Annotated in this window: 20 protein-coding genes; 15 read left to right on the top strand and 5 right to left on the bottom strand. The window is 68.7% G+C overall.

Annotated elements, in window-relative coordinates; translation table 11 throughout:
* Positions 1-979: P-type ATPase (locus RIF23_RS09020; RefSeq protein ID WP_310911947.1), on the bottom strand; the 979-nt coding region annotated here is incomplete at its 3' end.
* Positions 980-1168: 189 nt separating this feature from the next.
* Between RIF23_RS09020 and RIF23_RS09025 the strand changes: the two genes are divergently transcribed.
* From RIF23_RS09025 to RIF23_RS09045, 5 genes are all read left to right on the top strand, one after another.
* A complete protein-coding gene (locus RIF23_RS09025; protein WP_310911948.1) occupies positions 1169-1387 on the top strand; it encodes a hypothetical protein in 219 nt (72 codons plus the stop codon).
* A gap of 371 nt (positions 1388-1758) precedes the next feature.
* The gene (locus tag RIF23_RS09030) at positions 1759-2658 is read left to right on the top strand and encodes a TetR family transcriptional regulator C-terminal domain-containing protein (protein ID WP_310911949.1); all 900 of its coding nucleotides are present in this window, start codon (positions 1759-1761) and stop codon (positions 2656-2658) included.
* Between the two features lie 157 nt (positions 2659-2815).
* Positions 2816-3718: a BKACE family enzyme gene (locus RIF23_RS09035; protein ID WP_310911950.1), complete on the top strand. Its 903-nt coding sequence runs from the start codon at positions 2816-2818 to the stop codon at positions 3716-3718.
* A gap of 68 nt (positions 3719-3786) precedes the next feature.
* Entirely contained in the window at positions 3787-4833 is a 1047-nt protein-coding gene (locus RIF23_RS09040) for a 3-hydroxyacyl-CoA dehydrogenase NAD-binding domain-containing protein (protein ID WP_310911951.1), read from the top strand.
* Positions 4830-5285, top strand: coding sequence for a thioesterase family protein (locus RIF23_RS09045; protein ID WP_310911952.1), 456 nt, complete (start codon positions 4830-4832; stop codon positions 5283-5285). The genes RIF23_RS09040 and RIF23_RS09045 overlap by 4 nt, the downstream gene beginning before the upstream one ends.
* 73 nt (positions 5286-5358) lie before the next feature.
* On the opposite strand, the gene RIF23_RS09050 is transcribed toward RIF23_RS09045, so the two are convergent.
* Positions 5359-5610, bottom strand: a complete 252-nt coding sequence (locus RIF23_RS09050; RefSeq protein ID WP_310911953.1) for a GlsB/YeaQ/YmgE family stress response membrane protein — start codon at positions 5608-5610, stop codon at positions 5359-5361.
* A gap of 108 nt (positions 5611-5718) precedes the next feature.
* Positions 5719-8982: a UvrD-helicase domain-containing protein gene (locus tag RIF23_RS09055; protein WP_310911954.1), complete on the bottom strand. Its 3264-nt coding sequence runs from the start codon at positions 8980-8982 to the stop codon at positions 5719-5721.
* 541 nt (positions 8983-9523) lie between these two features.
* On the opposite strand from RIF23_RS09055, the gene RIF23_RS09060 reads away from it, so the two are divergent.
* On the top strand, positions 9524-10843 hold the full coding sequence (locus tag RIF23_RS09060; protein WP_310911955.1) for a GAF domain-containing protein: 1320 nt from the start codon (positions 9524-9526) through the stop codon (positions 10841-10843).
* A 47-nt stretch (positions 10844-10890) separates the two neighbouring features.
* Here RIF23_RS09060 and RIF23_RS09065 read toward each other — a convergent pair whose 3' ends face one another.
* The gene (locus RIF23_RS09065; RefSeq protein WP_310912119.1) at positions 10891-11571 is read right to left on the bottom strand and encodes an IclR family transcriptional regulator; all 681 of its coding nucleotides are present in this window, start codon (positions 11569-11571) and stop codon (positions 10891-10893) included.
* A gap of 103 nt (positions 11572-11674) precedes the next feature.
* Here RIF23_RS09065 and leuC point away from each other — a divergent pair, with 103 nt between their 5' ends.
* From leuC to RIF23_RS09080, 3 genes are all read left to right on the top strand, one after another.
* Complete coding sequence (leuC, locus tag RIF23_RS09070; RefSeq protein ID WP_310911956.1) at positions 11675-13072, top strand: 3-isopropylmalate dehydratase large subunit; 1398 nt, start codon at positions 11675-11677, stop codon at positions 13070-13072.
* Between the two features lie 54 nt (positions 13073-13126).
* A complete protein-coding gene (gene leuD / locus RIF23_RS09075) occupies positions 13127-13717 on the top strand; it encodes a 3-isopropylmalate dehydratase small subunit (RefSeq protein ID WP_310911957.1) in 591 nt (196 codons plus the stop codon).
* A gap of 337 nt (positions 13718-14054) precedes the next feature.
* Entirely contained in the window at positions 14055-14333 is a 279-nt protein-coding gene (locus tag RIF23_RS09080) for an HU family DNA-binding protein (RefSeq protein WP_310911958.1), read from the top strand.
* 24 nt (positions 14334-14357) lie between these two features.
* Here the strand turns inward: RIF23_RS09080 and cofC are convergent, their stop codons facing one another.
* Positions 14358-15098, bottom strand: a complete 741-nt coding sequence (gene cofC, locus RIF23_RS09085) for a 2-phospho-L-lactate guanylyltransferase (protein WP_310911959.1) — start codon at positions 15096-15098, stop codon at positions 14358-14360.
* 205 nt (positions 15099-15303) lie between these two features.
* On the opposite strand from cofC, the gene RIF23_RS09090 reads away from it, so the two are divergent.
* The 6 genes from RIF23_RS09090 to rpmE all read left to right on the top strand — a co-directional run bounded on the left by RIF23_RS09090 (position 15304) and on the right by rpmE (position 21109).
* Positions 15304-16152 (top strand): lysophospholipid acyltransferase family protein, encoded by an 849-nt coding sequence (locus tag RIF23_RS09090; RefSeq protein ID WP_310912120.1) that lies wholly within the window; start codon positions 15304-15306, stop codon positions 16150-16152.
* Positions 16149-17162: an NAD(P)H-dependent glycerol-3-phosphate dehydrogenase gene (locus tag RIF23_RS09095; protein WP_310911960.1), complete on the top strand. Its 1014-nt coding sequence runs from the start codon at positions 16149-16151 to the stop codon at positions 17160-17162. The genes RIF23_RS09090 and RIF23_RS09095 overlap by 4 nt, the downstream gene beginning before the upstream one ends.
* An 87-nt stretch (positions 17163-17249) precedes the next feature.
* A complete protein-coding gene (locus RIF23_RS09100; RefSeq protein ID WP_310911961.1) occupies positions 17250-18050 on the top strand; it encodes a hypothetical protein in 801 nt (266 codons plus the stop codon).
* 182 nt (positions 18051-18232) lie between these two features.
* A complete protein-coding gene (locus tag RIF23_RS09105; protein WP_310911962.1) occupies positions 18233-19456 on the top strand; it encodes a trans-sulfuration enzyme family protein in 1224 nt (407 codons plus the stop codon).
* 48 nt (positions 19457-19504) lie between these two features.
* Positions 19505-20650 (top strand): D-alanine--D-alanine ligase family protein, encoded by a 1146-nt coding sequence (locus RIF23_RS09110; RefSeq protein ID WP_310911964.1) that lies wholly within the window; start codon positions 19505-19507, stop codon positions 20648-20650.
* Between the two features lie 249 nt (positions 20651-20899).
* The gene (gene rpmE / locus RIF23_RS09115; protein WP_310911965.1) at positions 20900-21109 is read left to right on the top strand and encodes a 50S ribosomal protein L31; all 210 of its coding nucleotides are present in this window, start codon (positions 20900-20902) and stop codon (positions 21107-21109) included.
* Positions 21110-21129: the final 20 nt, after the last annotated feature.

A 21129-nucleotide genomic window follows, 5' to 3' on the forward strand; every position in this document is an offset into this window, starting at 1 on the left:
GCACTAGGTGAACACCAACTGCAACAGGAGCATGCTCGCGATACCGACACCGATCTTCGGGTTGCTCATCCACCCGAGGTTCAGTGGGGAGCACGCCAGGGAACGACAGTTCCGTAGGTAGGTCACCTGCACCAGGATGACCAGCTTGACCGCGACAGTGCGCCCCTCCTCGCCCCTGGCCTCGATCGAGGAGAATCCGACTGCACCCGGTGAGCTTTCGTGTCAGCGGTGTCTGGAGGGTCTGGGGTGTATCCACCAGACGGTGGATTCGGCCGCTCACGGGGTCGGTCTCGGGGTCGGTGTCAGCCATCACGCCCTGTCCCTGGCCGCGGGTGACGAGGCGTCCCGAGTAGGCCATGCTACGGCGGCCGATGAAGGGAGTACATGCCGGAAGCTCGACGGGGAGCTTGCTGGTTACCGCCGATTCTCCGGTCAGGGCGGACTCGTCGATGCGCCGTTCGTGCAGGCTGGTGAGCCGAACGTCAGTCGGGGCCTTGTCGGCACCCTCCAGCACAACGACGTCCCCGGGGGCGGTCTGGGTGGACGGGACCCGAATCCGGGCGCTGTCCCGAATAATCGGGGCCTCGGTTCGTGCCATGGCGGCCAGTGTCTCCAGGGTCTTCGCCGCCTGGGATTCTTGGATGTAGCCGATCACCGTGATGATCGCGACGACGCCGACGATCACTCGGCCGTCCACCCACTTGCCCACCCACTCGCCCATCGCCGTAGTCGCGATCGCGGCGCCCAGCAGCACGTAGATGCGTGGATGGTGGAGCTGTAGTAGGTGGCGGACCAGGGCACCCCGTTGTGCGAATCGAGGGAGTTCGTTGGATGCGGCCTGGATGAGCCGCTGTTGTGCTTCGTCCGGGGAGCGTCCCTGGTAGGGATCTGTCTCGGTCAGGAGCACCACCTCGTGGACGGCCAGCCGATAGCCCTCCTGGCCTGTGGACGCGTGCGTCGGCACGACGTGCTCAGTCATGCCCCAAGCCTGGAAGTACCGCCGTACGCACCGGTAGGGACCTTGGTCAGCCGGACGGGGTCACAAGGCCCTGAATCCCGTGGCCTGCTGATCTCGGGACCTTTGGCCCCGACCGCGGGACTCTCGGCCGAGGCGGTTCGCGCGAGGTCGCGGGGAGTATGGACGGTAGCCGGTGCAAGGAGGATCCACATGTATCAGCACCTCTGGCCACGCGACACCATGATTCTGGTCGTGACGTTGAGTGCTCTGTACGCTCTCGGGACCCCTCTCAGCTATCTCCTGCTCGTCCTGGTGTTCCTGGGCATGGGCGGTGCCATGTTCCTGCTGTACCGCGCCGATCGAAGGCAGAGTCGGGAAACGGCACGTGGGGACGGCCCACCGGAGCAACCCTCGGCAGGTCTGTTCTAGCGACGGTTTCGCCAGCGTGTAGGGGCACGGTTCGTGCCCGGAAGGCTCATCCGGACAACGAGGACGTACGTTGTGCGCGTACGTCCCGGGGGCTGTCCAGGGGACGTCGGGAGTCCTGGTTCCGTGGATCGTCGGACTGCGAGCCCGTGGGGGATGCTGCGGGAGTGTTGACGCCCTGGGGTTGACTAATTGATTAGTCAGTTATCGCATCGTGGGATGGTGTGCGGGGATCACCGTTGACTCTCAGGTGCAAAAAGTGCCGTTGACTTCGCGATTATCGAATCTGGATTGCGGTTGGGTGGGGCGGAGAGAACGAAGCGATAACAGCATTAGTGTTGCGACAATCGCTATACATTGCTAGCGTTTCACCAATGCCTGACACAGCCATGGACGAGGTGCGGAGTCGAGTGCGGGACATCATCCGGCGCTCGGGGTGGTCTCAGCGCGCCTTCAGTGCCGAGATCGGGATGGAACCCACCAAACTGTCCAAGGCCCTGACCGGAACGCGCAGGTTCACTGCCCAGGAACTCATCGCCATCGCGGAGACGGCCGGGGTCACCGTCCACTGGCTGCTGAACGGCACCGACGACGCCACCACAGTCGCGGCGAGCCCCCGAACGGACCCCCGGGAACGCGCCCGCCGGCACACGGTCGCCTCTCCCGCACCGGGACTCACCCCCGACGCCGGGCCCGAACACTCCCGAAAACGTCAGATCATCGATGCGGCCTGGACCCTGATAGCCGAACGCGGCTACCACGCCGTGCGGGTCGCCGACATCGCCGCGGTGTGCGGTACGTCCACCGCCACGGTGCACTATCACTTTCCCACCCTGCGTGACCTGCTGGTGGAGGCGCAGCGCTCCTCGGTGAAACAGGCCTTCGACCGGCAGGTGGCCGTGCTGCACAGCATCGAGGACCTGCACGCCCGCTTGCTGCGGCTGATCGAGCTTCAGCTTCCACATCCGGGCAAGCTGCGCATGGAGTGGTCGATCTGGCTTCAGGTGTGGACCTCGGCCACGCTCGACCCCGAGATGCAGGAACTGCACACCGAGTCCTATCGGCGGTGGCACGAGACCATGCAGCAGACCCTCGTCGAGGGACAACGCAGCGGCGTCTTCGGGGACTTCGACACCGAAGAGATGACCAAGCGGCTGACCTCCCTGATCGACGGTCTGGGAATCAAAGTGGTCACTGGAATGCCCGGCCGCACCCTGGACGACATGCGCGAGACACTGCACTCCGTCGTCGCCCGGGACATTCTGCGCTCCTGAACCCCACGCTGCCCGGGCGCCCACGGTTGTCCCGAGGTCCCGACACGCCCTCGAATATCACGGCCCTGCGGCCCGCGCTGGTGCGGCCTGACCAGCCCGCCGCCCACACCCGAGATCCTGCGACACCCCGCGACCACCAGAAAGGTGACACTGCACCGTGAACGAAACCATGAACCGTTCTGTGATCCTGACCTGCGCACTCACTGGTGCTGGCGACACCCCGGGCCGCAGCCCGCACGTGCCCGTCACCCCGAAGGAGATCGCCGCCGCAGCGGTCGAGGCCGCCGAGGCCGGTGCGAGCGCCGTGCATATCCACGTGCGGGACCCCGAAACGGGAGCCCCCTCCCGGGAGACCGCACTGTACCGAGAGGTCGTGGAACGCATCAGGGAGACCGGGGTCGACATCGTCGTCAACCTCACCGCCGGCATGGGCGGGGACCTGATCATCGGCCAGGAGGACCCCACGATCCCCGCTGCCGGAACCGACCTGGTCAACGGCCTGGAGCGGCTGCCCCACGTCGAGGAGCTCCTCCCCGATATCTGCACGCTCGACTGTGGCAGCCTGAACTTCGGCGACGGCAGCCACGTCTACGTCTCCACACCCGACATGCTGCGCGCCGGGGCGCGCCGCATCCAGCAGCTCGGGGTGCGACCCGAGCTGGAGATCTTCGACTCCGGCCAGCTGTGGTTCGCCAAACAGCTGCACGCCGAAGGGCTGCTCGACGATCCGCCCCTGTTCCAGCTGTGCACCGGCATCCCCTACGGTGCCCCGGCCGATCCCGGAGTGTTGCAGTCCATGGTGAACCTGCTCCCCAGCGGAGCACAGTGGGCGAGTTTCGCCATCGGTCGGATGCAGATGCCCTGGGTTGCCCAGTCCATCCTGCTCGGTGGGCACGCGCGCGTCGGCCTCGAGGACAACCTCTACCTCAGCAAGGGTGTCCAAGCCACCAACGGCCAGCTCACCGAGAAGGCAGTGCGCATCATCGAGGACCTGGGTGCCCAGGTGGCCACCCCCGAGCAGACTCGCTCCCGGCTCCAGCTGCGCAGCGCCCAGTCCTGAGCACGTCGTTCACCCACCCGGGAGCCGTGCCGAGCGGCACGCGCCCCAGCGTTCAGACAAGGACCCCCATGTACGAGCACACACCGCACCGCCCGGAGTCCGCGCACACCGTCGCCTGTATCGGCGCGGGCGTGATTGGTGGTGGCTGGGTGGCACACTTCCTGGCTCGCGGATACCGGGTTGTCGCCTGGGATCCGGCCGCCGACGCGGAATCGAAGCTGCGGCAGCTGGTGGACACCGCCTGGCCCGCGCTCACGGAGCTTGGGCTGGCAGCGAACGCCGGCCGGGACCGTCTCCGCATCGCGCCCACCCTGGAACAGGCCGTTGCCGAGGCCGACTTCGTGCAGGAGAGCGCGCCTGAGCGCCTCGACCTCAAGATCGACCTGCTGGCCCAGATCGACGCCGCGACGCCCGCAGAGGTGGTGATCGGGTCCTCCACCTCCGGCTACAGCATGTCCGAGATGCAGATCAAGGCCCAGCATCCCGAACGCCTGGTTGTGGGCCACCCCTTCAACCCGCCGTATCTGGTGCCACTGGTGGAGGTCGTCGGTGGTGCGGCCAGTGAACGCTGGGCTGTGGACTGGGCCGCGGAGTTCTACCGTGCGGCCGGAAAGTCCGTGCTGACCCTGGACCGGGAGCTGCCCGGGTTCATCGGCAACCGGATCCAGGAGGCGGCCTGGCGGGAGGCGCTGCACATGGTGGCCAACGGTGAGGCGACCGTCGCCCAGATCGACCAGGCGATGACCGATGGCCCCGGGCTTCGGTGGGCGTTCTTCGGGCCGTGCCTGACCTTTCACCTCGCGGGCGGAACGGGTGGCATGGCGCACATGCTGGACCACTTCGGTCCTGCACTCCAGGCGCCCTGGACCCGGATGGAAGCCCCGCACCTGACCCAACAACTGCGCGACGCCATGGTCACCGGAACCGACGACGTGGTCGCCGGACGAGAGGTAACCCAGCTCATCGCCCAGCGGGATCGTCGGATGATCGCGGTGTTGCGCGCCCTCGAGGAGGTCGATCGCGCCGAGACAGCGGAGACAGCCGAGGGTGGCCACAGACACAGCGCACTCCCGGAAGGGGCCACCGGAACTGAGGAATCGGACGTGACCCCGTGAACCGGCCCCTGACCCAGCAGGTCCGACCGGAGTGGATCGACTACAACGGTCATCTCAGCGAGGCCTACTACGTGCTGGTCTTCGGCTTCGCCACGGACGCGCTCATGGAGCAGGTGGGCCTGGGCGCGAGCTACCGCGAGCAGCGCGCCCGGTCCCTGTACACCGTGGAGGCCCACGTGCGCTACCTGCACGAGGTTGTGGGGCGCACGGACGGCGAGCCGAGCCGCCTCTGGGTCACGACACATGTGGTCGAGGCCGGTGCCAAGAAGCTGCGACTGTGCCACGAGATGTGGTGGGGGGACACACGGGTCGCCACCGAGGAACTACTCGCCCTTCATGTGGATACCGCAGCGGGCCGCGCAACCCCGTTTCCCGAGGAAATCGTCGAGCGGCTGACCGGGCTGGTCGAACCGGAGCCCGACTATGCGGGACGGGCCGTGGGCCAGCGGTGAGCCGGCACCGGGGCACCACCCCGGTGCGGTGCCTCCCCGGCGTTGCCCCAGCCCCGTCGAAGTTCGCCTCCGGTCAGCGCCCCCGGGCGTAGAGTCCGTCGGCCAGGGTCACGCCCAGCGCCGCAAGCAACACCTGGACGATCAGCACGAACAGCCACCAGGTCGTGAAGAGCACCGCGATGGCACTGCCGACGAAGGCGGCGACAATACCGATCACGATTGTCAGCCAGATCGGGAGATGTTGCTTGCCCGGGACGACGAGTCGGCCGAGGGCGCCGATGATCAGGCCTACGACAAGGGCGGTGATGATGCCGGTGATCTCCATGCGGCCCTCCCAGAGTTGGTCTCGGTAGGCACGTACCCGCTGGTGAGCGGATCACGCCCGGGGTGGGAGCCCGATCTCCCGCGCGATGGTCCCACCCTGGTGCGGCCCCTACAACAGACTCAACTGGTGGGCCCGCCGTCGCGGCGGGGCAGCGGCCGCACTCGTCACAGCAGCCTGGAGCCCGGACAGCTCCCGCAGGAACGGCGAGGGAGTGCGTTGCTGGGGCGAGTCTCCGCGCCGCCGCGCACGGGCGTGCGTCAGGTACAGGTGGTCCTGTGCGCGGGTCATGCCCACGAAGCACAGGCGCCGCTCCTCGGCATCGTCCTCCGGTTCCTCCTCGGCTCCCGGCCACCGCAGGGGCAACAGTCCGTCCTCGCACCCCACGAGAAACACCACCGGGAACTCCAAGCCCTTGGCCGCGTGCAGGGTCAGCAGGGACACCGCCTCGGCGCGCGGATCCAGGGCGTCCACCTCGGCTCCGAGGAGCACCTGCTCCCGAAACGCCGTCAGGTCCTCGGCATGGTCCCGAGCCAGGGGCGCCAAGAGCTCCACGGCGTGGTGGACCTCGCTCGCCCGGCGTTCGCGGTCGGCGCCCACCAGTTTCGACACGGCCGCTTCTGCGGCGGTGCGCAGCCGGTCCAGCACGGGAACGTCTCCGGCCGTGGCGCTGCTGGTGTGGGTGAGCTCCCGCAGAATGTGTTCCACACCCGGCCGTGCGCTCAACGGGTCGTGGGAACGCTTCTGGGCCGGGTAGCCGCTGCGGGACAGGGCGTCCAGGATCGCCGCGGCCTGGGCGTCCGTGCGGTAGAGCACCGCGATGTCGGCGAAGCTGAGACCGTCGCTGCCGTCTCCGTGTGCTCGACCGCTGTCCAGGGAGTGCAGCGAGGTTCCCCCCAGCAGTTGGTCGATGGTGTGCGCCACGAACGCGGCCTCGGCGCGTTCGTCTGCCGCGGCGTGGAGCGTGATGCGGGACGGGGCTCCAGCATCTGCGGGCGTGGACGAGCCACCGCTGCGCATCGGCACCAGCTGCCGGTCCGCGACGAGCGTTACGGGGCGGATGGTGGCCAGCGCCCCGGTGATGATGTGTGGCCCACTGCGGTAGTTGCGGGTGAGCTGTACTTCGCGGGCCTCGGGGTAGTCGTCCCGAAACCGTAGGAAGTACCCCACATCGGCGCCGCGGAAGGCGTAGATGGCCTGGTCGGGATCGCCGATCACGGTCAGGTTCGCCGGCCCGGTGGCCTGTGTCGTGCCGGGAGGCGCGGCCGGGTCCGTGTCCCCCGGGGCCAGCAGGCGTAGCATCCGGTACTGGAGTTCGTCCACGTCCTGGTACTCGTCCACGGTGATCCAGCGGAACCACTGCCGGTAGTGCATGCGCACCTGGGGGTCGGACTCCAGCAGCCGTACCGGCAGTGCCAACAGGTCGTCGTAGTCGACGAGGCCCCGTTCTCGGAGAGCAGTGAGGTAGCGGGGGATGACCACACCGTCCAAGTCCGGGTCCTCGTCGTCGGTAGCCCCGCCGCGGCGGATCCGCGACACCTCGGGACGCAGCCGACGGGCGGTGCGCTCATCGCCCACCACCGCGGTGAGTACCTCGTGCTGGACGGTCGCGTCGGCAACGGCAGGCTCGGAGCCCAGCCCGAGCCGGTCATGCTGTTCCGACACCATCAGATGTCCCAGCGCGTGAAACGTTGCCACGGTGATGGACGTGGCGCGGTCACCCAGCAGCTGGGTCAGGCGTTCGGTCATCTCCGCGGCCGCCCGGCGGGTGAAGGTAATGGCCAGACAGGATCCGGGGTCCACGCCACAGTCCTGGACGAGGTGGGCGATCCGGCGTGTCACGGTGCGGGTTTTGCCGGTGCCTGGCCCGGCGACGATCAGTAGGGGACCGCTGTCGATCTCCGCGGCTGCCCGCTGTTCGGGATCGAGCCCCGCCAGCGGCCCCGACTCCATAGAGTCGGACACCTCGGAGGTTGCTGTGGGGCGTTGTCCCGGGGCGTCGGTCCCGGAGGCGGCGGGTTTGCGGGGGGTTGGGGGTGGGGTGGACCGTCGCGTGGTGGCCCGCCCCGCCACGGTTGGGGCCTCGAACAGGGCCGGGGTGTCGGGTTGGCGCAGTTCCGGAAGCTCGCTGGGGTCGAAGAGTCGGATGGTTCCGTACTCGCCGTCATAGCCAGCTTCTCGGATCACCTGGTCCCGGCGCAGCCGTCGAATCGCCTCGGCCAGGGCTGCGGAGTCCTGTTCCAACTCGTCCAGCGGAACGTCGTCGAGGATCGCAAGCTCGGGGCCGTGCCGGGCCGTCAACGCGTCGATTTCGCGCCGTACCCGTTTGCTCTTGGGTCCCACCCCGACGATCTCCCCGACGATCTCCGGTAGGGGAATGAGGTTGCGGAACCCGGCTGCGCCGTCGGGGCGCCGGCCCTCGGGCCGGTCCGCCAGGTCCTCGACCCGGTGCAGTACCCCCACGGTGACAGGCTTGCCGCAGCTGGGGCAGAGCCGGTCCCGGGCCCGCGTCTCGGTGGGGTGCAGCCGCTCGGCGCATTTGCGGTGCCCGTCGAGGTGATACTTGCCCTCCTCGGGGAAGAACTCGACGGTGCCTTCGTAGCCAATGCCGGTTTCGAGGGCGCGTCGGATCGCGTAGTAGTCGATCTCCGTGTCGAAGACGCTGGCCTCGCGTCCCAGCATGGGCGGTGAGTGGGCATCGGAGTGGCTGACCAGAGTGTAGCGGTCGAGCCCGGAGATGCGCCAGTTCATTTCCGGGTCGCTGGACAGGCCGGTTTCCAGGGCGAAGATGTGTCCGGCCAGGTCGCGGTAGCAGTCCCCGATCGAATCGAACCCGGCTTTGGACCCCAGCACAGCGAACCACGGGGTCCAGATGTGTGCGGGCACGAGGTAGGCCCCATCGCCGCTGTCCAGGGTGATCTCCAGCAGATCCCGGGAGTCCAGTCCCAGGATCGGGCGGCCGTCCGAGCCGAGGTTGCCGATCCGTCCCAGGCGTCGGTTGAACTCCTCGGCCGCAGCAAAGTCGGGGAGGTAGCACAGATGGTGGATCTTGCGGGTCCGTCCCCCGTAGGAGTAGATGGTGGAAATCTCTACGGACAGCATGAACCGCACATCCGGCGCCATCGTGGGGGGTGTGGCGGGCATGGCCTGGCGCTGGGCCCGGTCCAGCTCGGGGCGCAGGCGGAACAGTCCGGGTTCGGCAGGTTCGAGGACCTCATTGAGGTGTTGGAACCAGGCGGGATGGGTGACATCCCCGGTCCCCACCACGCTGATGCCCTTGCGGCGCGCCCACCAGGTCAGATGTTCGATATCGCAGTCGCGGCTACAGGCCCGCGAATACTTGGAGTGGATGTGGAGATCGGCGTAGAAGCGCACGGTGCCATCCTGCCAGGATTCGCCCGGAGGTGTGGCCCTCCCGTCAGCTCCCGATGCCCCGTATGAGCGCGACGTGTGCGCTTCCGGTTAGCCGGTTCGGATCGCGCGGCGGCCAGGGAGATCCCCGCCACGGGCCGGACACGCGGGACCCTCCGGACACCACCGTGTCCCAGTCCCAGCCCGTGGGCTCGAGTACCCGACGACCCGGGAGCTCCCCTCCAGCACTCCCGGGCCGCCGCGCACGGAGGCCCACCCCGCGCCGATGCCCCCCGACTGGCCTCGGGGCGGGAGTGGTTGTGACCCATCGGACCGCACCCGTGTAGCCCGGTGCAACGGTTGCGAGGGGTTGCATCCGGTGTGCGGTTTCCCGGTTTCCCGGACACCGAGGGTCGAGTCGTCCTACGATGCTCGGATTATTGCGCAATGCGTTCGTCCAATTGCCGTGGGTGTCTATCTGGTCTGGGTGCCGGGACCCCACGGCCGCGGGTGCAGCGACCGCCGTCATCGAGGATCACGACCACTCCAGCACCGTGGAGGCCACGTGCGGTACTCCAGTCTCGACACCGCCCTCCCAGCCGGGGTCGACCACCACTCCCACGCCCGAACCCTGTATCGGGTTCACGAAGCGGTCCTGGCCGGACAACATCCGCCCGTACGGCCGCGGGAGGTGATCGCGGAATCCTGGCATCGGGTCCGCAGTCAGGTGGATCCGGACCGGGGGCGTCCCCCGCGCATCCTGGAGGGGGCACAGCTCGATCGGCTACGTACCGAGTCACCGCTGGCCGAGCTGCTCCCGATGCTGTCCCAGGCTCTGGTCACGGTCGCCGAGGACGCCCGCCACGTCCTGCTGGTCACCGATCCTCGGGGGCGGATCCTGTGGCGGGACGGACCGGCACCGATGCGCCGTCTGGCCGACGGTGCCGGGCTCGTGGAGGGAGCCGGTTGGGATGAGGCCACCGTCGGTACGAACGCGATCGGAACCGCGCTGGTCCTCGGCGAGCCCACACAGGTGTACTCGGCCGAGCACTTCGCGCGAAATCTGCACCAACTCACCTGTGCCTGCGCGCCTGTGGTGGATCCCCGGGATGGGAGTCTGCTGGGGGCGATCGACGTGACCGGGCCCGCCAGCAGCGCCCACCCCACCACACTCGCTCTCGTCCACAGTGTGGCCCAACTGGCCCAGGCACAGCTGCGGGGGCACCACCACGCCCATCTGGAGCGGCTGCGGGCGAGCGCGGCTCCGGTTCTGGCCCGGTTGACCGGGAAGGCTCTGGTGGTGGATCGGCAGGGCTGGACGGCAGCCGCGCAACACCTGGCACCGGTACGGCGTCTGATGCTGCCCCGGGAACTGGAGGCGGGCACGGTGTGGTTGGGGGAGCTGGGCCTGTGCAGTGTGGAACCGCTGCCGGGAGGATGGCTAATTCGCCCCGGCGGCGGGGAGGTTCCGGGCAGGACCCATGTTCGGCTTGACCTCTCGGGTGCGCAGGCCCACCTGGTGGTGACGGGACCCAGCGGCCAACGGTCCCACCCGCTGAGTCTGCGGCACGCGGAGTTGCTGTTGCTCCTGAGCCGTCATCCGGACGGCTGTAGTGCCGCGCAGCTGGCCCGCGCGCTGTTCGGTGACCCCAGCCGAGCAGTGACGGTGCGCGCCGAACTGGCCCGCTTGCGTCGCCAGGTGGGGGCCATCGTTGCCAGCCGCCCCTACCGCTGTGCCCCGGGGGTGAATCTGGAGGCGTGTCTGCCTACGGACGCGGCGAGTCTGCTGCCGGGATCCACGGCTCCGGGGGTGCGCCGGATCCGTCGCGATCTGATGTGCGGGGAGACGGGCGTGGCCGGTGCTGAGCCCGCCACCGGGAGGTGACGGGCTGTGCCTTCGGCGCGGCAACGGATGCGAGGTCCGTGCGGGTGTTAGTTCTCCTGGGCGCGTAGGCCCTCGCTGATGCGTTCGGCGGCGGAGAGGACGGCCTGAGCATGGAGTCGCCCGGGGGACCGGGTGAGCCGTTCGATTGGACCGGACACTGAGACGGCCGCCACCACGCGTCCGCCCGGCCCGTTCACTGCCGCGGACGTGGAGGCGACACCCTGTTCCCGTTCGCCCACGCTCTGGGCCCAGCGCCGGCGGCGCACCTGTGCGAGCGTGGTGGCGCTGAAGTGCGCACTCTGGAGTCCGGCCCGGATCAGATCCGCATCCTCCCAGGCCAACAGGATCTGGGCCGCGGAGCCGGCGGTCATGGGCAGTTCGCTGCCCACCGGAACCGTGTCCCGCAGGCCACTGGCCCGTTCTGCCGCGGCCACACAGACACGCACATCACCTTTGCGCCGGTACAGCTGAGTGCTCTCCCCGGTGAGGTCGCGCAATTGGACGAGGACCGGCTGTGCGATCGCCAGCAGCCGGTCGTCTCCGGTGGCGATGGAGAGTTCCCCCAGGCGTGGCCCCAGGACGAACCGGCCCTGGGCATCTCGGGTCACCATGCGGTGTCGTTCCAGGGCGACCGCGAGTCGATGAGCCGTTGGGCGGGCGAGTCCGGTGAGCCGGACCAGCTGTGCCAGCGAGGCGGGACCCGATTCCAGCGCATCGAGCACCCACATTGTCTTGTCCAGCACACCGACACCACTGGATGGGCTAGAGTTGTCCATAATTTGATAGTGCCGTCTCAAACTCTGGTACGCAACTAGGAGGAAGGGGGCCGCTATGGCCCGAACGATGGCGGAGAAGGTCTGGGCGGAACACGTGGTCCGTCAGGCCTCCGGCGAGCCGGACCTGCTCTACATCGACCTGCACCTGGTGCACGAGGTCACCAGCCCCCAGGCGTTCGAGGGCCTCCGCCTCGCCGGCCGGCCCGTCCGCCGCCCCGATCTGACCCTGGCGACCGAGGACCACAACGTTCCGACCGAGAACACCCTGATGCCGATCGCGGACCCCGTCTCCCGGACCCAGGTGGAGACCCTGCGGAAGAACGCCTCGGACTTCGGGATCCGCCTGCACCGGATGGGCGACATCGAACAGGGCATCGTGCACGTGGTGGGGCCGCAGCTGGGGCTGACCCAGCCCGGGATGACGGTGGTCTGCGGGGACAGTCACACTAGTACCCACGGTGCCTTCGGAGCCTTGGCCTTCGGTATCGGTACCAGCCAGGTCGAGCATGTGCTGGCCACCCAGACACTGCCGATGGCGCCGTTCAAGACCATGGCCGTAACCGTGAACGGCACCCTGCCCCAGGGAGTGACCGCGAAGGACATCATCCTCGCCGTGATCGCGCGCATCGGAACGGGGGGCGGTCAGGGCTACGTCATCGAGTACCGCGGCGAGGCCATCCGGCAGCTGTCCATGGAAGCGCGGATGACCATCTGCAACATGTCCATCGAGGCGGGTGCCCGCGCCGGCATGATCGCCGCGGATGAGACCACCTTCGACTATCTGCGTGGGCGTCCGCACGCACCGCAGGGCAAGGACTGGGACGCCGCCGTGGAGCACTGGCGCAGCCTCTGCACCGACGACGGCGCCGAGTTCGACCACGAGGTGGTGCTGGACGCCAGCGAACTGAGCCCGTTCGTCACCTGGGGCACCAACCCCGGGCAGGGGGCCCCACTGCACGCCACGGTGCCGGACCCCAGCGAGATGAGTGACGCCACCGAACGTGCCGCGGCCGAGAAGGCACTGGAGTACATGGACCTCACCCCCGGTACGCCGTTGCGTCAGGTTCGGGTGGACACCGTCTTCCTCGGATCCTGCACCAACGGCCGGATCGAGGACCTGCGGGCCGCGGCCGAGGTCCTGCGCGGGCGCAGGGTCGCCGACGGCGTACGCATGCTCGTGGTGCCCGGATCGATGCGGGTGAAGGAGCAGGCACACGCCGAGGGCCTGGCCGAGGTGTTCGAAGCCGCCGGCGCCGAGTGGCGGGAGGCCGGCTGCTCGATGTGCCTGGGAATGAACCCGGACCAGCTTCAGCCCGGCGAACGCAGCGCCTCCACCTCCAACCGCAACTTCGAGGGGCGCCAGGGCAAGGGCGGACGAACCCACCTGGTCTCGCCCCTGGTCGCCGCCGCCACCGCACTCACCGGAACACTGTCCTCCCCCGCGGACCTGTGAGTCCCGGAGACACCCCGAGTTCGGTAGTACTCGACCCTGTCAGGAGCAGACCCCATGGAGAAGTTCACCGTACACACCGGACGGGCTGTACCGCTGCGGTACAGCAATGTCGACACGGACCAGATCATCCCCGCGGTCTACCTCAAACGTGTCGCCCGCACCGGTTTCGAGGACGGCCTGTTCGCCAGCTGGCGCGCCAGCGATCCGGACTTCGTCCTGGACCGCCCCGAGCACGCCGGAGCCACCATCCTGATCGCCGGGCCGGACTTCGGCACGGGCTCCTCCCGAGAGCACGCCGTGTGGGCCCTCCAGGATCATGGGTTCCGGGTCGTGCTGGCTCCCCGCTTCGGGGACATCTTCCGCGGCAACGCACTCAAGGGTGGACTGTTGGCGGTCCTGTTGGAACAGCGGACCATCGAGCGGCTGTGGGAGCTGGTCGAGGCCGATCCGAGCGTGGAGATCACCGTTGATCTCGTGGAGCGTGAGGTGCGTGCCCCCGGTATCACCGAGAGCTTCGAGCTGGACGACTACACCCGGTGGCGGCTGCTGGAAGGGCTCGACGACATCGCCCTGACCCTGCGGCACTCCGAGACAATCACGGATTTCGAAACGCGACGGCACCGTTGGCTTCCCGTTACACAGTGAGGCGTGGGAAGTAGTCCGCGGGGCCGTCAAGAGCCCGGAAGACCGTCCGCACAAAGAATTTTACCTTAATTTGGTGAAGCCGCTCTGGCGGGAGGCTGGACAGTCCTGGGTGACGCCGACCGATGCCCGGAATCCCGCAATTCGCGGGCTTTTGGCGTTCCCGAAGTCGGTCAAATGGGACTTCGGTCCTGGTGCCCTATGGGCCGATCGTGGGCTGATAGGCCCGACCAGGCAGGGTGTTGGGCCTTCGACACGCTGGTTTTGGCGGGCTCGGTTGTTGTGTCCCGACCCTCGCTTCCCCTAATTTCGACCGAGCAAGGGGGAACCGGAGGAAGCAATGAATAAGCGTGACCTGATTGACGCGATCTCCGACCGGATGGGGGACAAGAAGACCGCCACCGAGGCAGTCAATGCCGTGTTGGAGACGATCCAGAAGACCGTCGCCTCTGGCGACAAGGTAGCCATCACCGGCTTTGGAGTCTTCGAGAAGTCCGAGCGGGCGGCGCGGACCGCGCGTAACCCCGCCACGGGCGATGCGATCTCGGTTCCGGCCAGCTTCGTGCCGAAGTTCCGGGCCGGGGCCGACTTCAAGGCTCTGGTGAACGGCGAGAAGTAGCACGCGCGACTACCCGGGCCCGGATCACCGGGCCCGGGTAGTTCCGTCCGGTCCAAGCATCAGGTGCGGGGCGAGATCGGCCAGCAGCGCGCCGGTGACCGGCCCCAGCCCCAGCGCGGCGGCGGCGCGCAGATCCGCCGGGGTGTCGACATCCCGCCGCACACTGTCCACCCCCCTCAGGTCCAACTCCACCACGTCCTGCCCGCGGTGGCGTGCCCGTGAGGAGCCGCCGAACGCCGGGGTGAAGCCCCCCGAATCGACGTCCCGGACGGCGTACAGGGTCGTACCGACCGCAGCGGCGTCGGCGAGGAACGAGCGGGGCGCACGGTTCGCGGCGGCCAGCACCCGGGCCAGTTCCTCGGGTCGGAGTGCCGGAAGGTCCGCCGAGAGTGCCGCCACCCCCAGGCCCGGATCCTGTCGGGACGCGATGGTCGCCCCGTGCCGCAGTGCGGGGTTCAGCCCGGCGTCGGGGACGTCGTCGGTGATCATCAGTGCCCGCTCGGCCCGCGGCAGTTCCCGTAGGGCAGTGGCGGCGTGGTGGTCATCGGTGACGACGACCACGCGTTGCACGGCGCGGCAGGCGAGTGTCGCCCGGACCGCGTCCAGACACACGGCCAGTGCCAGCTCCCAGCGTCGGTTCCCGGCCAGCCCGGCCAGGCGGGACTTCGCCCGGTGCAGTCGCTTGACCGGAATCACCACGGACCAGCTCGGTGGTCCATCCACACTGGACATGAATCTCCCGGCAGGGCTGGGTACGGTGGTCACCTTGGTCACCTTCCGAGGTTAGACGTCCCACGACACACACCGTCGCTCCACGACGTCGGGCCCCAGCACAGACCTGCGCGTACGCAGGGACGGGCACGGTCCTAGGCTGGAGGTCCGGCGGATTTCCCGGACCTGGGACACTCGTCAGACACGCTCCAAGCCGAAGGAGGGCACGGTGAGCCAACGGGAGTCACGGTGGCTGCGCATGCTGACCGTCGCGATCGTGCGACCGACCATGGCCACACTGACCAGGAAGCAGTGGCGTGGCCAGGAGAACATCCCGCGCAGCGGCGGCATGATTCTCGCTGCCAATCACCTGTCCATGACCGACCCCCTGACCATCTCCCACTACCTGTACGTGGGAGGGGGGCGTTGGCCCACCTTCATGGCCAAGGACGGCGTGTTCCGGATCCCCGTGCTCGGTCGGGCGATCCGCGCCCTGGGCCAGATCCCGGTCTATCGCGGTCGCAACGACGCCGGAGTTGCGCTCGTCGAGGCGGAGAAGGCACTGCGGGAGGATGAGGCCGCGGTCATCGTCTACCCGGAGGGCACCTGCACCCGGGACCCCGACCTGTGGCCGATGGTCGCCAAGACCGGAGTTGCGCGTCTCGCCCTACGGTGCGGCGTTCCGGTTGTTCCCCTGGCGCACTGGGGAGAACAGCACATCCTGCCCTACGGCACCAAGCGGCTACGCCTGCTGCCGCGGAAGAAGGTCCAGCTGGTTGCGGGCCCGCCCGTCGACCTGTCCGCCTACGCGGACCAGCCGCTGACCTCCGCCACGTTGGAGGCCGCCACCGCCGAGGTCATGCGTGCCATCACCGAGCTCCAGGCCGGGATCCGCGGCGAGGAGCCGCCAGCTGTGCCCTACGACCCGGCCGAAGCGCGCCGGCAACGTTTCGCGGGCGCGGACACGCAGCAGCTCGGGTCGGAGCAGCCCCTCGGCGAGGAGCAGACCAGCGAACCGGAGCAGGGCGAGAAACCGGAGTCGGCCAGCGCTGCGGATACGCCTTCGGCCAGCGGTCGCGAGCCGGACACCGGGGACGGACGGGTATGACCAAGGTAGCGATCCTCGGGGGTGGATCGTGGGGGACGGCCTTCGCCAACGTGGTCGCCGACGCGGGGCTGGCCACGGTCACGCTGTGGTGCCGGCGCCCGGAGCTCGCCGCGGCGATCAACGACACCCACATCAACCCGGACTATTTCCCGCAGGTGCAGCTCAATCCCGAGCTCCACGCGACGACCGATCCCGCCCAGGCTCTGGCGGGGGCGGAGTTCGTGGTGTTGGCCGTGCCCTCACAGTCCCTGCGGGACAATCTGGATGCCTGGCGGCCGCACATTCCCCCCGACGCGGTCATCGTCAGTCTGATCAAGGGGGTCGAGCTCGGCACGACGCTCCGGATGAGCGAGGTGGTGCGCTCGGTCCTGAACCATCCCGCGGATCAGGTCGCCGTGGTCTCGGGACCGAATCTGGCCGGTGAGATCGCCGAACGTCAGCCGGCGACCGCCGTCGTCGCCTGTCCACACGAGGCCACGGCCGTACGGCTTCAGCACATCTGCAAGGCTCCCTACTTTCGTCCCTACACGCACACCGACCTGGTTGGAGCGGAACTCGGGGGCGCGGTCAAGAACGTGATCGCCCTGGCCGTCGGTGTTGCCGTGGGGCTCGGGTTCGGCGACAACGCCAAGGCCTCCCTCATCACCCGTGGACTTGCCGAGACCGTGCGGCTGGCCGTGGCACTGGGGGCCGACGAACACACACTCGCCGGCCTCGCGGGCATGGGAGACCTTGTCGCCACCTGTAGCTCCCCGCTGTCCCGCAACCGCACCTTCGGCGAGAAGCTCGGAAGTGGCATGTCGGTGGCGGACGTCATCGCCGAGACGCGGCAGACCGCCGAAGGTGTGCGCTCCGCCCGCGCGATCAGTGCACTCGCCCGGGACAACGGGGTGGACATGCCCATCACCGAAACCGTTGTCGCCATGGTTGACGAGGGGCTCCCCCCGGAGGAGGCCCTGGTGCGGTTCATGTCGCGCAGCGCCAAACCGGAACGGTACGGCGTCGGCTGAGGACGAGGCATCGGGCAGGGCCGAGCGCCGGTCGTGATTCTGGGTACCCTGAACCGCGACCGGACCCCTCACCGGCTGGGAGATGCCATGCACGCACGCCACCGCCCCGCGCCCAGGACCGGGCCCGCCCGGGAGAGCACCCTGCTGTTCGCCCTACTCCTGGTCACCATGGGTGCGGTGCTGGCGCTGCTGGTGGCGGGCAATCTCGTGCTGGCGGTATCCGACTCCGGCGGGCAGCACGCCCGCGCCGTGGACAGCGCCGGGGACAACGGTTCCGGACCGAACGATGATCCGAACCCTGCTGAAGCGGACCCAACGGACCGCGACGAGCAGGACGGGACGGAGCCGGTGCTCGTCGAGGGTCAGGGTAGCGACCGGGTAGAGATCGACCCCTTCACCGGGCTTGGGGTCGCCCATATCACCGGGGACGGCGACATCGCGGTCAGCGCGCATGCATCCGACGGTGGTCCACCCAGTGTCCTGGTCAGCAGCGACCACACGGGAGAGTTCGACGGTCGGGTGTTGGTGAACACCGTGGGCATCGATCCGGACATCGCCGAGGTCGAGGTGGAGACCGAGGGTGCCTGGAGCGTAGAGCTGCGGGGGCTTGACGCCGCCGGGGACTGGGACGGCGCGGAGATCTCCGGCCATGGCCCCGAGGTGCTGGACGCCACAGATCTCGGAGCGGCCGAACTGCACGCCACCCACACGCCCGAGGAGTCCAACCAGTACTTCGGAGTCGTAGCGGTGTGGGAGGACACCCATCTGGAGGACCTCGTGGTCAACGAGACCGGGGACGTCGACACCTCCGGAGAGCTGCCCTCCGAGGCCCGGCTCGTGGTCGTGGACACCGCCATGAGCTCGGCCTGGACACTCCGCCTGGACTGAGCCCGCGCCCAGCCGTGGACACCCCTGGCGATAGGCTCCGTCCGGAGTGGTCACCGCGGTGACCTCGTCAACCGTCCCGGTCCCGAGGGTGCACCCCCGGGTGGTGCCCCACCGGACGCCTGGGCGCCGCGTGGGTCCGGTGCACCGAACCTCGGCAGCGAACAGAAATCGGGGGAACCAGCATGACCGACCGCCCGGGCGAGCACACCCGCGCCGTCCATGTGCCCGCGGGGGCGACGCCCACCGAGCAACCGATGCGGATGCCGGTCCACCGCGCCACCACGTACGCCTTCTCCTCCTCCCAGGACTACGCCGACGTGCTGGACGGAGTCCGGGACGGCTACTCCTACGCGCGGATCGACAATCCCACCAGTGACGCCTTCGCCGACGCCGTCGCGACGCTGGAAGGGGGCGGACTCAACCCGGACACCGAGGTGCGTGGCCAGGCGTTTGCGTCCGGAATGGCCGCGATCAGCACCACGCTGCTGGCCCTGACCCACTCCGGAAGCCACGTCGTCGCGGCCCGCTCGATCTACGGCAACACCTACTCGCTGTTGGACGGGATGCTGCGCCGGTTCGGGGTCGCGACCGACTTTGTGGACGCGACCGATCCCACGGCGGTCCGTGCCGCCATCCGGCCCGAGACCCGGGTGGTTCTCACCGAGACGCTGGCCAACCCCACGATGGACGTGGCGGATGTGCCCGCTCTGGCCACGGTCGCGCACGAGGCCGGTGCCGTGCTGGTCGTTGACTCGACATTCGCCTCCCCCGCGGTGTGCCGTCCCCTGGAACACGGGGCGGACCTGGTGCTGCACTCGGCCACGAAGTACCTGGGTGGTCACTCTGATGCCACCGGCGGCGTGGTGGTCGGATCCCCGGAGCTGCTCGCCCGGGTGCGGGCAGCACGTGTGGACCTGGGGCCGTGCCTCGCCGCCGACGAGGCGTTCCTGCTGCATCGCGGGCTGGAAACCCTTCCGTTGCGGGTGAGTCGGCAGTGTGCCACCGCTCTCGAACTCGCGACGGCTGTCGCCGAACATCCCCATGTGGATCGGGTCGATCATCCCGGTCTGCCCACGCATGCCGGCCACGCCCTGGCCAGCCGGCTGTTCGATCGGGACCCCGGAACCGGGCAGCCGCGCTACGGCGCCGTGGTCACCATCACCCCTCGGGGTGGGCGTACGGCCGGGATGGACCTGGCTGATCGGCTCCGTCTCGGGACCGTGGCCGCATCCCTGGGGGGAACCCACACCCTGGTGGGGCACGTGGCCTCCACGACCCATCGCCAGTTGTCACCGGCCGCCCTGGCCGAGGCGGGGATCGGCGAGTCCGCCGTGCGGGTCTCGGTGGGGCTGGAAGATCCGGCCGACCTGATCGCCGACGTCCTGCGGGCCTTGGACGGACAGTGAGCGCGGCCCGTTCCGAGGGCGCAGAACCGGACGATAGGGTCAGTCCTCATGGCAGAGCAGCGCAGAATCCGGGTTGCCGTCGTCTTCGGCGGCCGCAGCTCCGAACACGTCATCTCCTGTGTTACCGCCGGCAGTGTGCTGTCGGCGATCGATCCGGAGCGCTACGAGGTGATTCCCGTCGGGATCACCCCGCGCGGCGACTGGGTGCTCACCGATGGGGATCCCGGTCAGCTCGCCATCCGTGATGGCCAGCTTCCCGAGGTCGCCGAGGACACCGGTTCCTCACTCGCACTGCCGTTCCACCCGGACGGGTCGGGGCTGCTCCAGATCAGTCCCGGGGCGGGGCCGGCCGCGCTCGGTGAGGTCGATGTCGTGCTGCCGCTGCTGCACGGCCCGTTCGGTGAGGACGGAACGATCCAGGGCCTGTTCGAGATGGTGGGCACCCGCTACGTCGGGGCGGGTGTGCTCGGCAGCGCGGCCTGTATGGACAAGGTCGTTCTCAAGGTGCTGCTCGAGGGCCAGGGGTTCACCGTCGGTCCGTATGTCGGCATCACGGATCGCCAGTGGCGTTTGGAACGGAAACGAGTGCTGGATGACGTCGCTGCACTGGCGACGCCTGGCGACACGACAGGGAGCACGGTCGGGTTTGTCAAACCCGCCCGCGCCGGCTCCAGTGTGGGGATCACTCGGGTAGCGGACCTGACCGACACGGACGCGGTCGTGGCCGCGATCGAGGCCGCCCGTGAGCACGACCCCAAGGTGCTGGTCGAAGCGGCGATCGAGGGGCGGGAGATCGAGTGCGGTGTGCTGGAGTCCCCCGACGGCGGCTGGCCCGAGGTCTCGATGCCCGCCGAGATTCACGTGGACACCGAGCACGACTTCTACGACTTCGAAGCCAAATACCTCGCCGAGAGCGATCTGACCATTCCCGCCGAGCTGCCGGCCGACGTGGTGGAGAAGCTACGGCGAACCGCTGCCGCGGCCTTCGACGCGGCTGAGTGTGAGGGCCTGGCCCGGGTTGACTTCTTCTACGGAGCTGACGGCACCATCTACCTCAACGAGATCAACACCATGCCGGGCTTCACCCCGACATCGGCGTTTCCGCAGATGTGGGCCGCGAGCGGGGTGGACTATCCGGCCCTGGTGGACCGGCTGCTGCGGACCGCGCTGGCCCGGAGGACCGGCCTGCGTTAGGGACCGGACCTCTGCCCGGGCCCGCGTAGAGCGCGGGCCCGGAGTTCCGTCCCGCGGTGCAAGGGAATACCTGCTGGACACTCGTGGGTTGAAGCTCTGGCAGACTGGTATACCGACCGCCGCGGTACCGGTTCCCGTGTCGCTCCACACTGCGCTTCCGTTCGTGTTGTGGGCAGGCATGTCCGCACCTCTGGAAGCCACCGTGTTCCGGCGCGCGCCCGGCGACCGCCAACAGCGAGGAGAGCCACAGTGAAGTCCGACATCCACCCCGAATACAACGTCACCTCCGTGACCTGCACCTGCGGGAACAGCTTCACCACGCGTAGCACGGTGTCGAGCGGTGTCATCCGTGCCGACATCTGCTCCGCCTGCCACCCCTTCTACACCGGAAAGCAGAAGATTCTGGACACCGGTGGCCGGGTTGCCCGGTTCGAGAAGCGGTTCGGGAAGCGCACCTAGCACGTCGGGTGGCGCCGGAT

This window comes from Lipingzhangella rawalii (genome assembly GCF_031628175.1).
Classification (GTDB): Bacteria; Actinomycetota; Actinomycetes; order Streptosporangiales; family Streptosporangiaceae; genus Lipingzhangella_A; species Lipingzhangella_A rawalii.

Coding starts and splice junctions, on each gene's coding strand:
- RIF23_RS09025 (WP_310911948.1), top strand. CDS start 1,169: ATGTATCAGCACCTCTGGCCACGCGACACCATGATTCTGGTCGTGACG.
- RIF23_RS09030 (WP_310911949.1), top strand. CDS start 1,759: ATGCCTGACACAGCCATGGACGAGGTGCGGAGTCGAGTGCGGGACATC.
- RIF23_RS09040 (WP_310911951.1), top strand. CDS start 3,787: ATGTACGAGCACACACCGCACCGCCCGGAGTCCGCGCACACCGTCGCC.
- RIF23_RS09050 (WP_310911953.1), bottom strand. CDS start 5,610: ATGGAGATCACCGGCATCATCACCGCCCTTGTCGTAGGCCTGATCATC.
- RIF23_RS09065 (WP_310912119.1), bottom strand. CDS start 11,571: ATGTGGGTGCTCGATGCGCTGGAATCGGGTCCCGCCTCGCTGGCACAG.
- leuC (WP_310911956.1), top strand. CDS start 11,675: ATGGCCCGAACGATGGCGGAGAAGGTCTGGGCGGAACACGTGGTCCGT.
- leuD (WP_310911957.1), top strand. CDS start 13,127: ATGGAGAAGTTCACCGTACACACCGGACGGGCTGTACCGCTGCGGTAC.
- RIF23_RS09080 (WP_310911958.1), top strand. CDS start 14,055: ATGAATAAGCGTGACCTGATTGACGCGATCTCCGACCGGATGGGGGAC.
- RIF23_RS09090 (WP_310912120.1), top strand. CDS start 15,304: ATGCTGACCGTCGCGATCGTGCGACCGACCATGGCCACACTGACCAGG.
- RIF23_RS09095 (WP_310911960.1), top strand. CDS start 16,149: ATGACCAAGGTAGCGATCCTCGGGGGTGGATCGTGGGGGACGGCCTTC.
- RIF23_RS09100 (WP_310911961.1), top strand. CDS start 17,250: ATGCACGCACGCCACCGCCCCGCGCCCAGGACCGGGCCCGCCCGGGAG.
- RIF23_RS09105 (WP_310911962.1), top strand. CDS start 18,233: ATGACCGACCGCCCGGGCGAGCACACCCGCGCCGTCCATGTGCCCGCG.
- RIF23_RS09110 (WP_310911964.1), top strand. CDS start 19,505: ATGGCAGAGCAGCGCAGAATCCGGGTTGCCGTCGTCTTCGGCGGCCGC.